Origin of the sequence: Novosphingobium sp. PP1Y (assembly GCF_000253255.1) — a bacterium.
GTDB lineage: Bacteria > Pseudomonadota > Alphaproteobacteria > Sphingomonadales > Sphingomonadaceae > Novosphingobium.
In genome coordinates this window covers 2,758,071-2,772,843 of record NC_015580.1, presented here as the reverse complement: position 1 = coordinate 2,772,843, position 14,773 = coordinate 2,758,071, and the positions used below count along the sequence as shown (strand labels likewise).

At 64.0% G+C, this 14,773-nt stretch carries 12 protein-coding genes; 9 read left to right on the top strand and 3 right to left on the bottom strand.

Annotated features, from left to right (window positions below):
- Window positions 1-127: 127 nt before the first annotated feature.
- Window positions 128-1,903: a DEAD/DEAH box helicase gene (locus PP1Y_RS19105; protein WP_007015194.1), complete on the top strand. Its 1,776-nt coding sequence runs from the start codon at window positions 128-130 to the stop codon at window positions 1,901-1,903.
- 15 nt (window positions 1,904-1,918) lie between these two features.
- On the opposite strand, the gene PP1Y_RS19100 is transcribed toward PP1Y_RS19105, so the two are convergent.
- Genes PP1Y_RS19100 through PP1Y_RS19090 form a run of 3 tightly spaced genes read right to left on the bottom strand, consistent with a single transcriptional unit; the run spans window position 1,919 to window position 5,016 of the window.
- Window positions 1,919-2,389, bottom strand: coding sequence for a GreA/GreB family elongation factor (locus PP1Y_RS19100; RefSeq protein ID WP_013833689.1), 471 nt, complete (start codon window positions 2,387-2,389; stop codon window positions 1,919-1,921).
- On the bottom strand, window positions 2,386-4,269 hold the full coding sequence (locus PP1Y_RS19095; RefSeq protein WP_013833688.1) for an ABC-F family ATP-binding cassette domain-containing protein: 1,884 nt from the start codon (window positions 4,267-4,269) through the stop codon (window positions 2,386-2,388). The genes PP1Y_RS19100 and PP1Y_RS19095 overlap by 4 nt, the downstream gene beginning before the upstream one ends.
- A gap of 57 nt (window positions 4,270-4,326) precedes the next feature.
- On the bottom strand, window positions 4,327-5,016 hold the full coding sequence (locus tag PP1Y_RS19090) for a TetR/AcrR family transcriptional regulator (protein ID WP_013833687.1): 690 nt from the start codon (window positions 5,014-5,016) through the stop codon (window positions 4,327-4,329).
- Window positions 5,017-5,151: 135 nt separating this feature from the next.
- On the opposite strand from PP1Y_RS19090, the gene PP1Y_RS19085 reads away from it, so the two are divergent.
- The 8 genes from PP1Y_RS19085 to PP1Y_RS19050 all read left to right on the top strand — a co-directional run bounded on the left by PP1Y_RS19085 (window position 5,152) and on the right by PP1Y_RS19050 (window position 14,751).
- Entirely contained in the window at window positions 5,152-6,153 is a 1,002-nt protein-coding gene (locus tag PP1Y_RS19085) for an HlyD family efflux transporter periplasmic adaptor subunit (protein WP_013833686.1), read from the top strand.
- Entirely contained in the window at window positions 6,150-7,943 is a 1,794-nt protein-coding gene (locus PP1Y_RS19080) for an ATP-binding cassette domain-containing protein (protein WP_013833685.1), read from the top strand. The genes PP1Y_RS19085 and PP1Y_RS19080 overlap by 4 nt, the downstream gene beginning before the upstream one ends.
- On the top strand, window positions 7,943-9,067 hold the full coding sequence (locus PP1Y_RS19075; protein WP_013833684.1) for an ABC transporter permease: 1,125 nt from the start codon (window positions 7,943-7,945) through the stop codon (window positions 9,065-9,067). Before PP1Y_RS19080 ends, PP1Y_RS19075 begins: the two co-directional genes overlap by 1 nt.
- A gap of 4 nt (window positions 9,068-9,071) precedes the next feature.
- A complete protein-coding gene (locus PP1Y_RS19070) occupies window positions 9,072-10,184 on the top strand; it encodes an ABC transporter permease (RefSeq protein ID WP_013833683.1) in 1,113 nt (370 codons plus the stop codon).
- 16 nt (window positions 10,185-10,200) lie between these two features.
- Entirely contained in the window at window positions 10,201-11,718 is a 1,518-nt protein-coding gene (locus PP1Y_RS19065; protein WP_013833682.1) for an efflux transporter outer membrane subunit, read from the top strand.
- Between the two features lie 152 nt (window positions 11,719-11,870).
- On the top strand, window positions 11,871-12,173 hold the full coding sequence (locus PP1Y_RS19060; protein WP_083835262.1) for a septum formation initiator family protein: 303 nt from the start codon (window positions 11,871-11,873) through the stop codon (window positions 12,171-12,173).
- A gap of 134 nt (window positions 12,174-12,307) precedes the next feature.
- Entirely contained in the window at window positions 12,308-13,393 is a 1,086-nt protein-coding gene (gene pdhA, locus PP1Y_RS19055) for a pyruvate dehydrogenase (acetyl-transferring) E1 component subunit alpha (protein WP_013833680.1), read from the top strand.
- Window positions 13,393-14,751, top strand: coding sequence for a pyruvate dehydrogenase complex E1 component subunit beta (locus tag PP1Y_RS19050; protein ID WP_013833679.1), 1,359 nt, complete (start codon window positions 13,393-13,395; stop codon window positions 14,749-14,751). Before pdhA ends, PP1Y_RS19050 begins: the two co-directional genes overlap by 1 nt.
- Window positions 14,752-14,773: the final 22 nt, after the last annotated feature.

Sequence of the window (14,773 nt, the reverse complement as noted above, 5' to 3'; positions counted from 1 at the left end):
TTGCCTAAAATGAATCGCGCATATTTTGCCGAATGCCTCTATGGGGAGGCAAATTCCGGCCGTAGAGCCGCGCATCCCGTCATCCCTTCTCAGCCAGGCCGCTTTTGCGGCAGGATATTGTATTTCTATGACATTTACCCGGGTTCCCCAGCCACTGGCAGAGGCGCTTGAAGCGCATGGCTACGAGTCGCTGACTGCCGTTCAGGCGGCTGTCGTCGAAGCCGAAGCGCAAGGCCGCGACCTCGTCGTCTCGGCGCAGACCGGCTCCGGCAAGACCGTCGCTTTCGGCCTGGCCATGGCGGATGAGCTCCTGGCAGGAGAGGGAATCACGAGGCCCGGCGCACCATTGGCGCTTGCCATTGCCCCGACCCGCGAACTGGCCCTGCAGGTCAGCCGGGAACTGACCTGGCTCTACGCCCGCACCGGTGCCCGCATCGTGACCTGCGTTGGCGGCATGGACCCGGTTCGCGAACGCAAGCAGCTGGAGCAGGGCGCGACGATCGTCGTGGGCACCCCCGGGCGCCTGCGCGACCACCTCGAGCGCGGAAAGCTCGACCTCGAGCAATTGCGCGTCGCAATCCTCGACGAGGCCGACGAGATGCTCGACATGGGCTTTCGCGAGGACCTCGAGGAGATCCTCGATGCCACGGCGAAGGATCGGCGCACGCTGCTGTTCTCGGCGACGATGCCCAAGCCGATCGAGGCGCTGGCCCGCCGCTACCAGAAGAACTCGCTGCGCATTTCGACGATGAGCGAGTCGCGCGGCCACGGCGATATCTCCTACCAGGCTGTGACTGTCGCGCCGGCCGACATCGAGCGAGTGGTCGTCAACCTGCTGCGCCTGCACGAGGCAGAGACCGCCATCCTGTTCTGCGCCACGCGCGACAATGTGCGCCACCTTCACGCGACGCTGACCGAGCGCGGTTTTTCGGCCGTTGCCCTGTCCGGCGAGCATTCGCAGAACGAGCGCAACAATGCGCTGCAGGCCCTGCGCGATCGCCGGGCCCGTGTCTGCGTCGCCACCGACGTTGCCGCGCGCGGCATCGATCTTCCTTCGCTAAGCCTTGTCATTCACGTGGAAATTCCGCGCGATGCCGAGACGCTTCAGCACCGCTCGGGCCGCACCGGCCGCGCCGGGAAAAAGGGTACGGCGGTCATCGTCGTGCCGTTCCCGCGCCGTCGACGTGTCGAATCCATGCTGCGCGGTGCGCGCGTCCAGGCCGAATGGATCGAAGCGCCCACGCCCGAGCAGATTCGCCGCAACGACCGCGAGCGCCTGATCGAGCAGATCATGCAGCCGGTGGAGTTCGACGAGGAAGATCGCGAGATCGCCAAGGAACTGCTGGGCAAGACCAGCGCCGAAGACCTTGCGGCAGCCCTGGTTCGCAGTTTCCGCGAGCGGATGCCACAGCCTGAGGAACTTATCGGTTCTTCGATGGACGGGCAGCAGAAGCGCCAGCGTCCCGGTTTCGATGACGTCGTCTGGTTCCGCATGGATATCGGCAAACGCCAGAACGCCGATCCGCGGTGGATCCTGCCGCTGCTGTGCCGCCGCGGTCACGTGACCCGCAACGCCGTTGGCGCAATCCGCATTTCCGCCAACGAGACTTATTTCCAGATACCCAGCGAGCAGTCCGACCAGTTCGCCAAGTCCGTGGCGCGCACTGCGCGCGAAGGCGCGGACGACGAAGCCGGTGTGCTGATCGAACTGGCGCCCGATACCCCGCGCGATGTCGCCAAGGGGCGCCGCCGCGAAGAAGGCGGTCCGCGCCGCCATCCGCGAGGCGAGGGCGGTCCGCCCCGCGGCGAGGGCAAACGGCACCAGCCGCGTCCGACCGGACACAAAGGCGGCGCTGCAGGCCAGTTCGGCAAGAAGCAGCGCAAGGATCGCCGGGGAGACTGAAGTCTCCCCAAGGCGTTATCCTGCGGCGAGGGGCGCTATCGAGACGATCTCGATAGCCTCTTCCTTCCCGTTGAAATCGACGAATTCGCCAGCTTGCGCGTCCATCATCGCGCGGGCAAGCGGCGCGGTGAAAGCCAGACGGTTCTGCGCTGGCTCGGCTTCGTCATGTCCGACGATGTCGATCGTGCGCTGCTTGCCGGCCAGGACAAAGGTTACCCGGCAACCGAAAGCGACCGTTTCGCCGGAAGGGACGTGCTGAACCTGCGCGGTCGACAGTCTGGCACGCCAGTAGCGCAAGTCCCGCTTGGCCGCTTTCTGCTCGGTTTCCTCGGTCAGTGCGGGAACCTGGCTTTCCAGCTCGGCAATGCGTGAGCGAATGCGCTCCAGGCCATGGGCGGTGACGAGGTTCGGCCCGGGCGGGATCGGTACTTCGAACTTGGGCTCGAGATGTTCCTCGTCGCTTTCGCGGCGAAAGGCGACGCTCATGCTGCGCCCCCCATCACCGATTCAAGCGCTTCGCTGGCCTCCAGCCACGCCATCTCCGCTTCCTCAAGCTGCTCTGCTGCCGCCGTACGCCGCTTGCCGATTTCGCCGATGCCCAGGCGCGCAAGTTCTCCCTTGGCCTTGGTAGGTTCGACGAGAGCATTGTCGAGTTCGTCGAGCTGCTTTTGCAGGCGCGACAAGCGCGTCTCGGCTTCCGACACCTTGCGGCGCGCGGCCTTGAGTTCTTCGCGGGCGATGGCTCCCGCCTTGCGCTGCGGCTTGGCTTCCGAAGCGCCGGGCCGGTCTTCGGTCTTGGGTTGGTTACGCCCGAGGACGAAGTCGATATAGTCCTCCATCGATCCGTCGTAGGGCTTGGCCGTACCCTCATCGACCAGCACCAGCCGGTCGGCTGCGAGTTCGACCATGTGGCGATCGTGGCTGACGAGGATGACAGCGCCTTCGAAGGCATTGAGCGCCTGTACGAGTGCCTCGCGTGCATCGACGTCGAGGTGGTTGGTCGGCTCGTCGAGGATCAGCAGGTGCGGCGCATCGCGGGTGACGAGGGCAAGGGCCAGGCGCGCGCGCTCGCCGCCGGACAGGGTATGCGTTTCCGCCGTCGCCCGCTCCCCGGAAAAGCCGAAACGGCCCAGTTGGTTGCGCACGGCCTGCGGCGGCTTGTCGGCCATCGCGCGGGTCATCAGCTCGAGCGGAGTGGATCCGCTCGGCAGTTCCTCGACCTGGTACTGGGTGAAGTAGCCGATCCGGATCTTGCCGGAGAAGGTAATTGCGCCTTCCATCGGTTCCAACTGCTGCGCGAGCAGGCGCGCAAGCGTGGTCTTGCCGTTGCCGTTGCGACCGAGCAGGGCAATGCGGTCCTCCGGGTCGATCCGCAGGTTCAGCCGCTTGAGGACCGGTTCGCCCGGCGTGTAGCCGACGGCGGCAAGATCGAGCGTGACCAGCGGCGGGCGCAGTTCGTCCGGGCTCGGGAAGTCGAAGCTGAGCGAGGGATCCTCGCTCATCGCCGCGATCGGCTGCATCTTGGCCAGCATCTTGGCGCGCGACTGCGCCTGCTTGGCGGTGGAAGCACGAGCGCTGTTGCGCGCGACATAGTCGGCCAGCTTCTTGCGCTGTGCTTCCTGGTTGGCACGCGCGGCTTCGGCCTGCGCCACGCGCTCGGCGCGGATGCGCTCGAAGCTGTCGTAAGTGCCCGGATAAAGCGTGAGCTTGCCCTGCTGCAGGTGCAGGATGTGATCGACCACGGTGTTGAGCAGGTCTCGCTCGTGGCTGATGACGATGAGCGTGCCGGGATAGCTTTGCAGGAAGCTTTCCAGCCAGAGCGTTGCCTCAAGGTCGAGGTGGTTCGACGGTTCGTCGAGCAGCAGCACGTCAGGGGCCGAGAACAGCAGCGCGGCAAGGGCCACGCGCATCTTCCAGCCGCCCGAGAAGCTGTCGAGCGGTCGCGACTGCATTTCCTCGTCGAAGCCGAGGCCGACCAGAATGCGCGCAGCGCGGGCAGGGGCGCTGTAAGCGTCGATTGCGATCAGCCGCTCGTGCACGTCGCCGAGGCGATGTGGATCGGTGCAGGTTTCGGATTCGGCCAGCAGCGCAGTGCGCTCCGCGTCGGCTTCCAGCACGGCTTCGAAAGGCGTGCGGGTGCCGCTCGGCGCTTCCTGGGCGATGTAGCCCAGACGCGCGCGGCGCGGCATTTCGGCGCCGCCGCCGTCAGGCTCGATCTCGCCGATGATCGCCTTGACCAGCGTCGACTTGCCGGCGCCGTTGCGGCCGATCAGCCCCACCTTCCCGCCATGGGGAATGGTTGCAGTGGCCTGGTCAAGGATAGTGCGCCCACCAAGGCGCACGGACAGTTCGCGGATCGTCAACATGGCCGCGCGCCTAGCAGGAGGTGCGGAGAATCCCAAGCGGACTTGCTCGGCTTGGCATCAGTCCGATCGCGAGACCGGCTTGTCGTGGTCGCGGCCGATCGCCTGAAGTCCGCCAAGGGCAAAGCTCAGGAGGTGATCGACGAGCTCGTCCTTGCCCATGGCGTCGATCTGGCGGGACAGGGGATTTTCGTTGCGGCGGGCGACGAAGATCATGGCGCAAGGAGCACCGACGCTGATGGCACAGCGCACGAGGGCCGGGTCGCCTGCGGAAATTCCGCTTATTTCGCTCAGGACCGAAGACAGTACTCGAAACTTGGGTCCGATCTCCTGCTCGAACAGAACCTCGATGTGCGAACCGGGCGAGAGCAGTTCCCGGGCAAGGACATTGCCGTTCCAGTCCTTGGGGGCGAGGGCGCGTGTGACAAGCCTGTCGAGGAAGCGACGCAGCTTGTCTTGCGGCGGACCTTCATCACCGGCGATGGCCTGCAGTTCGTCGAGCGTGATGAAGCGCCGGTGCGCTTCGACCAGCACGGCCTTGTAGAGCCCATCGCGGCTGCCGAAGTGATAGTTGATCGATGCCAGGTCGACCCCCGCCGCGGTGGCAATCGCCTTGCTGGTGGTTTCGGCAAATCCGTTGGCGCCGATCAGCCGTCCGGCGCTTTCGATGATCCTCGCGCGTGTTCTCGCCCCGTCGACGCGCGTGGTGCGTTTCGGCGCTTTTTCGTCTTGCGGATCGCTCTGTTTCATTCGGCTCATCGCGACTGGACAATAGCGAACATACAATTTAAATTCAATTTAAGTTAAGGCACTGCCATCGCGAAGCCTTGCATCAGATGATAGGTCTGCGATGCCTGACAACCCGAACCGCAATCGGATGACCGCATGAAAAAGATCGCTGCCGCAATCGTCGGGCTCATCGTGGTCATGGCCTTCGGGTACTGGCTCTCGCAGGAACACCATGGTGCCGATGGCGACGAACTGGTCCTCCATGGCAATGTAGATATTCGCCAGGTCTCACTCGCGTTCGAAGGGAATGGCCGGGTCGAGCAGCTCAACGTCGACGAGGGCGATGCGGTCAAGGCTGGCACCGTGCTGGCCCGCCTCGATACGACGACGCTGTCGCTGCAGGCCGAACAGGCCCGGGCGCAAGTGTCGGCAAGCCAGCAGAACCTGCTGCGCATGCGCAACGGATCGCGGCCTGAAGAGATCCGTCAGGCTGGCGAACGCCTTGCTGCAGCGATGTCCGATGCGAAGCGCGCGGCCGACGATCTGGCGCGGATGGAAGCCATTTCCGACAGGACGGACGGTCGCGGCGTCAGTCGGCAGGAAATCGACAGCGCCCGCAATGCCGCGAAAGTCACCGCGGCTCGCGCGAGCGAGCAGAAGGAAGCACTGCGTCTGGCCGAGCAGGGCCCACGAGCCGAAGACGTTGCCGCCGCGCAGGCACAGTTGAAGGGCACGCAGGCCCAGTTGGCCTTGCTCGAACATCAGATTTCGCAAGGCGAATTGCGCGCGCCGGAAAACGCAGTCGTGCGCACGCGATTGCTCGAAGTGGGCGACATGGCATCGCCGCAAAGGCCGGTTTACGAACTGGCGCTGACCAGTCCGAAATGGATCCGGGTCTATGTCGATGAGACAGACCTGGGCCGTATCAAGCCGGGGCAGGCAGCTCGGGTGACCAGCGACAGTTTCCCCGACCAGCCGGTCTCCGGCAAGGTCGGGTATATTTCGTCGGTCGCCGAATTCACGCCAAAGTCGGTCGAATCCGAGGAACTGCGTACGAGCCTCGTCTATGAAGTGCGGGTGCGGGTGGAAGATGCGCAGAACCGCCTGCGACTGGGCCAGCCGGTGACAGTGCGGATCGCGGCAGGTCCGGCGCGGTGAGCGAGACCGTCGCAACCGTCGTCAGCGAAGGTTTGTGCAAGACTTTCGCGGCGCCAGACGGAACTCCATTCAATGCCATCGACGACGTTTCCCTCAAGGTGCGGCCCGGGACCCTGAGTGCCTTGGTCGGTCCGGACGGTGCCGGCAAGACGACGATGATGCGCATGATGGCCGGCTTGATCGCGCCGGACGCCGGAGGCCTTTCGGTTCTGGGCATCGATGTGCGGCGTGGCCCTCAGGAGGTGCAGAGCCGCATCAGCTACATGCCGCAGCGCTTCGGCCTTTATGAAGATCTGTCGGTTCAGGAGAACCTCGATCTCTACGCGGACCTTCACGGCGTTCCGCTGGACGAGCGCAAGGAGCGCTTCGCCAGGATGCTGGAAATGACCGACATGGCGCGTTTCACTGAGCGGCCGGCGGGCAATCTGTCGGGTGGGATGAAGCAGAAGCTGGGGCTCGCCTGCACGCTTGTGCGCGTGCCGGAATTGCTGCTGCTCGACGAGCCCAGCGTCGGCGTCGACCCGCTCTCGCGGCGCGACTTATGGCAAATTCTCGAGCAATTGATCGGGGATGAGGGACTCAGTGTGATCGTCAGCACTGCCTACATGGATGAAGCCGAGCGGTGCGACGAGATCTTCGTCCTCAACAAGGGACGCCTGCTTGCGCAAGGAACTGCGGAGCACTTGCGTCGCAAGGCCGAGGGTCTGACCTATATCGCCACCCCGGCCGCGGGCATGCTAGCCCGCAACCTCCAGGCCCGCCTCATCGATGCCAGGGACCGGATCGTGGATGCTGTGCCGCGCGGCGGCGCCGTGCGCCTGATCCGCGACTCCGGTCATGAGCTTTCAACGATCTCGGAACTTCTCGAAGGCGCCCATGTCGAGCCGCGCCCCGCTGAACTGGAAGATGCCTTCATGTTCCTGCTGCGCCAGCACGAGACGCCCGGCGAAGCCCACAAGCCGCCACCGCTTACTGAAGCGACCTCGGATGCTGCGCAGGTTCCGCTTGGCCAGGACAAGGGTACCGAACGCGAAGTCATGATCCGCGTGCGCGATCTGGTGCGCAGGTTCGGCGACTTTACCGCTGTTGCCAATACCTCCTTCGATGTCGGCAAGGGGGAGATCTTCGGGCTCTTGGGCCCCAATGGTGCGGGCAAGACGACCACGTTCAGGATGCTGTGCGGATTGTTGCCGGCGACCAGCGGTCAACTCGATGTGGCAGGCGTGAACCTGCGAACCGCCCGCGCCGCTGCGCGGGTGCGCATCGGCTATGTTGCGCAGAAATTCTCGCTCTATTCGAACCTCAGCGTGCGCGAGAACCTGGAATTCTTCGGCGGGGCCTATGGTCTGCGCGGCAAGATGCTGCGCCGGCGGGTGCGTGAAACGCTCGAGCGTTTCAATCTCGATGCGTCTGCAACCTGCGGTCTGCTGCCGCTCGGTTACAAGCAGCGTCTGGCGATGGCCACCGGCCTGATTCATGAGCCGGACATCCTCTTCCTGGACGAACCGACCAGCGGCATCGATCCGCTGGCCAGGCGTGCGTTCTGGCGCACGATCACGGCGCTTGCCGATGAAGGCGTAACGATCATCGTCACTACCCATTTCATGGAAGAGGCCGAATATTGCGACCGCATCGCGATCCAGGATGCCGGGCACCTGCTGGCTCTTGGTACGCCGCGCGAAGTTCGTGAGCAGGCCGGTAACGGCGAAGCCGACGACATGGACCGCGCCTTCATCGCGATTGTCGAGCAGGCGCGCGCACGCGCGTCGAGCGAACAGGCGGCGGCGTGATGCGTTCCGAGTTTTCCGTCCGCCTGACCGCATTGACCCGCAAGGAAATCCGCCAAATGCTGCGCGATCGCAGCAACCTGATGGTTGGACTTCTTCTGCCGGTCGCCCTTATCCTGCTGTTCGGATACGGGCTGTCGTTCGATGTGCGCGATGCGCCGGTCGCGCTCGTCCTCGATGACAACTCTGCCGCGGCGCGCGAAGCCGTGTCCGGAATCGAGGGCTCGCACTATCTCTCGCCGGTCTACGTCGACACGATGGCTCGGGCCGAAACCATGCTGCAGTCGGGCAAAGTCGACGCGATCGTGCGGGTCCCGATCGATTTCTCGAGGCGTCGGGCTGCGGGGGGCGCCAGCATTCAGCTTGTTTTGAATGGTATCGATTCAACGACGGCAACCTCGCTTGATGCCTACGTTTCGGCTTCCGTGTCGAACGCCATGCTGCGCCGCGTGGATCGCGAAGGGGCGGCCGGCCGGGGCGGATCGATCACCCTCATGCAGCGAACCTGGTTCAACGAAGCGGGGATCAGCACCTGGTATCTCGTTCCGGGGCTGATCGTGCTCGTGATGACGCTCGTCGGGGCGTTCCTGACGTCGCTGCTGATCGCCCGCGAATGGGAGCGCGGCACGCTGGAAGCGCTTTTCGTGACACCGGTCAGGCCGCTGGAGATCGTGCTGTCCAAGCTGCTGCCCTACATGGCCGTGGGGCTGATCGACCTGGCAACCTGCCTGCTGGCGGCCCGGTTCCTGTTTCAGGTGCCCATTCGCGGGTCGCTGTTTGCGATCGTGCTGGCCTCGGCGCTCTATCTGGCCGTCTCGTTGCTGCTCGGCCTGTTTATCTCGGGCCGCACGCGCAACCAGTTTGCAGCGAGTCAGGTTGCCTTGCTGACCAGCTTCCTGCCCGCGCTCATGCTATCGGGCTTCATCTTCGACCTTCGCAACGTGCCTGTCGCGGTGCAGGTCATCGCCCAGCTCCTGCCAGCCACGCATTTCATGGGCATGGTCAAGTCGCTGTTCCTCGCCGGGACGGACTGGATGATGGTTGCGCGCAATTGCACGATCCTGGCTGCATACGCCCTCGTTCTTATTTTCGCGACGCGCAGGACCCTGCGCAAGACGCTCGACTGAGGCCATGCAATCCGTGATCGCCTATATCGCCCAGATCGCCTTTCTTTGCCGCAAGGAAGTGTTGGCGATCCTCAAGGACCCGGCCAACCGGATCATCCTGCTGGCCCCGGCGTTCTTCCAGACGATGCTCTTCGGATATGGGGCGACCTTCGACCTGACGAATGTATCCTATGCCTTGCTCGACCAGAGCAGGGGCGCGGCCGCCCGAGAGTTCGTGACCCGGCTTGACGGAACCGGCGTGTTCGAACGCGAAGCGACGCTTGCTTCGGCCGACCAGATCGCCTCGGTCATCGATCCGGGCAAGGTGCTACTGGCCATCACCATCCCGGCGGATTTCGACCAGAGACTGGCACGGGGCGAGGCGGCGACGATCCAGGTGATCCTCGATGGCCGCAATTCCTCAACAGCGGCGACGGCGGCGGGCTACCTCAATGCCATTGCGCAGCGTTTCAATGCAGCGCACGGGGCGGCTCCTGCGATCACGATTGAGCGGCGGGCGTGGTTCAATCCCAACCTCAATTCGCGGTGGCAGATCATGCCGGCAATGATCGCGACGCTCAGTATGCTGCAGACACTGCTGCTCGCGGCCCTGTCCGTTGCGCGCGAACGCGAGCAGGGGACGTTCGATCAATTGCTGGTCACGCCGCTTTCGCCGCTGCAGATCCTGGTCGGCAAGGCCCTGCCTTCGATCCTTGTCGGGATCGCGCAGTCGACGATCGTGCTGATGATCGTCCTGTTCTGGTTTCGGATACCGATGAGCGGTTCGCCCTGGCTTCTCTATCTCGGCCTGCTCAGCTTCACCGGTGCCGCGGTGGGCATCGGCATGTCGCTCTCGGCCTTGGCCCTGAACATGCAGCAGGCCATGCTCTACTCGTTCCTCGTCATCATGCCGCTGACCATGCTTTCCGGTCTGCTGACCCCGATCCGCAACATGCCGGAGGGCCTGCAGCTGGCCACATACGTCAATCCGCTGCGTTTCGGCGTGGATCTGGTTCGGCGCGTCTATCTCGAAGGCGCAGGGCTGGCCGATGTCGCTATGGATTTCATTCCCCTCGTGCTGGTGGCAAGCGTGACGCTGCCGCTGGCTGCCTGGCTGTTTCGCCACCGCCTCGCCTGATCTTCGGATGCCTGCCATGTCCCGAAAACCGAGTTTCCCCCGCCCGAGCCGGACAGTCGGCATCGCCATAGCGGTCGCAGCACTGGGCGGCTGCACGGTCGGCCCGGATTATGTGAGCTCTGCCCCCGATGCACCGCAGGACTGGACGAGCTGGCGCAGCGCGGACCCGTCATTGGTCGCAGCGCCAGGCACCGATGCTGCAATGCCCGCGGATTGGTGGACCTCGTTCCATGATCCGGTGCTCGACGACCTGGTCACTCAGGCCCTTGCGGCCAGTCCCGATCTGGAGACCGCAGCCCTGCATTTTGCACAGGCGCGCATCCAGCGTTCGGTCACCTCTTCGGCCGGAATCCCGCAAGTCGGCGCAGGTGCGGACGTCACCCGCCAGCGACAGAGCGAATATGGCGCGGGAACCCGACTGTTCGATGCCATCGGTTCCGACCGCGATGCCCTGGCCAAACTGCTCTCCCAGCCTTTCACGCTCTATCGCGGCGGGTTCGATGCCTCGTGGGAGATCGACCTGTGGGGCAAGGTGCGGCGGTCGATCGAAGCGGCGGATGCTACGATCGCACAGCAAGGCGCCTTGCTGGATCAGGCGCGCCTCAGCGTGGCGAGCGAAGTGGCCTCGACGTATTTCGAATTGCGCACCAGCCAGCGTGACATCGCCTTGCTGCGGGAGGACATCGCCTTGCTGCGCGATCGGATTTCGCTGGTGAAGGCCCGCGTCGATGGCGGTCTCGACAGCCACGGCGTTCTCGACCTCGAGGATGTGACGCTGCACGGCATGGAGGCGCGTCTCCCTGCAATGCTGGCGCAGGAGGCAGCGCACGTCAACGCAATCGCGCTGCTGCTCGGAAAGACGCCGGGTAGCCTCAAGGACACGCTGGCTCCCCGCGGAGGCGAAACAGTCCAACTACCGCCCGATCTTTCGCTTGGCCTGCCGTCGGAAGTCGCCCTGCGGCGCCCCGATGTCCGGGCCGCCGAGGCCGGCATGCATGCGGCAACCGCACGCATCGGCGTGGCCGTGGCGGACCTTTATCCCAGCATCCGGCTTGGCGGTGGCTTCGGCCTTGAATCCTACCGCAGCCAGAACCTCTTCGATTGGGCCAGCCGCAACTGGTCGATCGGTCCCAGCCTGGATCTCCCTCTTTTCGATGGTGGACGGCGACGCAGCGTCGTCAAGCTGCGCAAGCTGGAGCAGCGCGAGGCCGCCGTCGCGTTCCAGACTACCGTGCTCAAGTCCTGGCAGGAAATCGACAACGCCCTCAACCGCTCCATGGCGGCGCGCCAAGAGCATGAAAGCCTGGCGAAAAAGCTCGGGGCTACGCGGTCGTCCCTAGGCATCGCACAAGCGCGTTATGACAGCGGGGCGATCAACTACCTCGACCTGATCGACGCGAAACGGGCGCTGATCCAAGCCCGCCGGGAGCTGTCCGACAACGAGGGGCAACTGGCCGTCAGCTATGTCACCGTCAACAAGGCGATCGGCAATACTCCGCAGATTTCCCTAGGTGGGGATGTCGCCCATCGCTGATCGGGGCTTCGCAACAGGACTTATCAACATCATTCCTTGCATCGCGATGCAGGAACGGGAAGGCGAGCGCTGTGCGCGCTATGCGTTAAGGCGTATTGAATAGTGCTTGCAACGCTGAATCACTTGTGATTCTATCGATTCCCATGAGGACCATGCGCCCGGAACCCAACATTGCGAAAGAGCGACTCGTGCAGGGCCTGTCCCTTGCGGTTCTTCTGCTCATGGGCGCATTCGTTATCGCCGGTCCGAGCGGGCTTATCGCCTGGGGCGAAAACCAGCGCTTGCTCGAACAGCGCCATGCCGATCTTGCCGCACTCAAGCTCGAGCGCGCGCGAATCCAGAATCGCGTCGAGCTGCTCGATCCCAAGCACGTGGATCCGGACCTTGCCGGCGAATTGCTGCGCGGCAATCTCAACGTCGCACGTTCCGACGAAATGGTGATGCTCATCCCCTGAGCCGCCATTGCCAGCTCACCGGCAGGCAATAATTTTTGTTCCGGAATTCGTATTTTCCCTTTCGGGCGCTTTCGCTTTGCCCGCCTCTTTCCTATACCGCCCGCAACTGATCACATCGACGATGGGGAGCCTCATTGCCCAAAGCCAAGACTGACGCCCAGCCCGGCGCAAATTCGAACGGGTCGCCGGCAGAGGACCAGGACTTTGTCCTGCGCAGCCTCCAGGAAGCCCATGCGGCCGATCGCCGCTACAAGGCGAGCAAGGAAGAACTTCTCAAGCTCTATGAGCAGATGTTGCTCATCCGCCGTTTCGAGGAGAAGGCCGGCCAGCTTTACGGCCTCGGCCTGATCGGCGGTTTCTGCCACCTCTACATCGGCCAGGAAGCTGTCGCTGTCGGCCTGCAGTCCGCGCTCGACGGCAACAAGGACTCGGTGATCACCGGCTATCGCGACCATGGCCACATGCTGGCCTACGGCATCGATCCGAAAGTCATCATGGCCGAACTGACCGGACGCCATTCGGGTATCTCGAAGGGCAAGGGCGGCTCGATGCACATGTTCAGTGTCGAGCATCGCTTCTACGGCGGCCACGGCATTGTCGGTGCACAGGTCTCGCTCGGTACCGGTCTCGCTTTCGCGCACAAGTACCGTGAAGACGGCGGCGTCGCGATGGCCTACTTCGGTGACGGCGCGGCGAACCAGGGCCAGGTCTACGAGAGCTTCAACATGGCGGCCCTGTGGAACCTCCCGATCATCTTCGTGATCGAGAACAACCAGTACGCGATGGGCACGGCCGTCGCCCGTTCGTCGGCAGAGACGCACTTCTACCGTCGCGGCACTGCGTTCCGAATTCCCGGCATGCAGGTCGACGGCATGGACGTGCTCGAGGTCCGCAAGGCGGCCGAAGTCGCGCTCGAGCATGTGCGCGGCGGCAACGGCCCCGTGCTGATGGAACTCAACACCTACCGCTATCGCGGCCACTCGATGTCCGACCCGGCCAAGTATCGCAGCCGCGAGGAAGTCCAGGGCGTGCGCGACAAGCGTGACCCGATCGAGCATGCCAAGGCCGAGCTCATGGAAATGGGCCTGGACGAGGCTGAACTGAAGGCGATCGACAAGCGCGTTCGCGCCCAGGTCGCCGAATCCGCCGACTTTGCAGAGAATTCACCCGAGCCCGATATGTCCGAACTCTATACCGACGTCCTGGTGGAGCGTTACTGATGGCGATCGAACTGAAGATGCCCGCGCTCTCGCCGACGATGGAAGAGGGCAAGCTTGCCAAGTGGCTGGTCAAGGAGGGCGACGAAGTCTCCTCCGGCGATATCCTTGCCGAGATCGAGACCGACAAGGCTACGATGGAATTCGAAGCCGTCGATGAAGGCACGATCGGCAAGATCGTCGTTGCCGAAGGTACCGAGAACGTGAAGGTCGGCACCGTGATCGCCGTCCTAGCCGGTGAAGGCGAGGATGCCTCGGCCGTGGCCGAAAGCGTTTCGCAAGCTCCGGCTCCGGCGCCCGCTTCCTCCGAGCCTGCCAAGGCAGAAGAAGCCCCGGCCCCTGCGCGCAAGGATCCGGAAGTGCCGCATGGCACCAACATGAAGACCTCGACCGTTCGCGAAGCCCTGCGCGACGCGATGGCCGAGGAAATGCGCCGCGACGAGCGCGTCTTCGTGATGGGCGAGGAAGTCGCCGAGTACCAGGGCGCCTACAAGGTGACCCAGGGCCTGCTCGAGGAATTCGGCCCCAAGCGCGTCATCGACACCCCAATCACCGAATACGGCTTTGCCGGTATCGGAACCGGTGCGGCGATGGGCGGCCTGCGTCCGATCGTCGAGTTCATGACCTTCAACTTCGCCATGCAGGCGATTGACCACATCATCAACTCGGCGGCCAAGACGAACTACATGTCCGGCGGCCAGATGCGCTGCCCGGTCGTGTTCCGCGGCCCCAACGGCGCGGCTTCGCGCGTGGGCGCACAGCACTCGCAGAACTACGGCCCGTGGTATGCCAACGTTCCGGGTCTGGTGGTCATCGCGCCTTATGACGCGTCGGACGCAAAGGGCCTGCTCAAGGCGGCGATCCGCAGCGAAGACCCGGTGGTCTTCCTTGAAAACGAACTGATCTACGGGCGTTCCTTCGAGCTGCCGGAACTCGACGACCATGTCCTGCCGATCGGTAAGGCGCGCATCATGCGCGAGGGCAAGGATGTCACCATCGTTTCCTACTCGATCGGCGTCGGCCTGGCGCTGGAAGCCGCCGAACAGCTGGCCGGCGAAGGCATCGATGCCGAAGTCATCGACCTGCGCACCCTGCGTCCGCTCGACAAGCAGACGATCCTGGAAAGCCTCGCAAAGACGAACCGTCTCGTCGTTGCCGAGGAAGGCTTCCCGGTCTGCTCGATCGCTTCGGAAGTCATTGCGATCTGCATGGAAGAAGGCTTCGACGATCTCGATGCCCCCGTCCTACGCGTGTGCAACGAGGACGTGCCGCTGCCTTATGCGGCCAACCTTGAAAAGGCCGCACTGATTGACACGCCCCGCATCGTCGAGGCAGTCAAGAAGGTCTGCTACCAGGGCTGAGCCCACAGACTTTCAGGCCAGG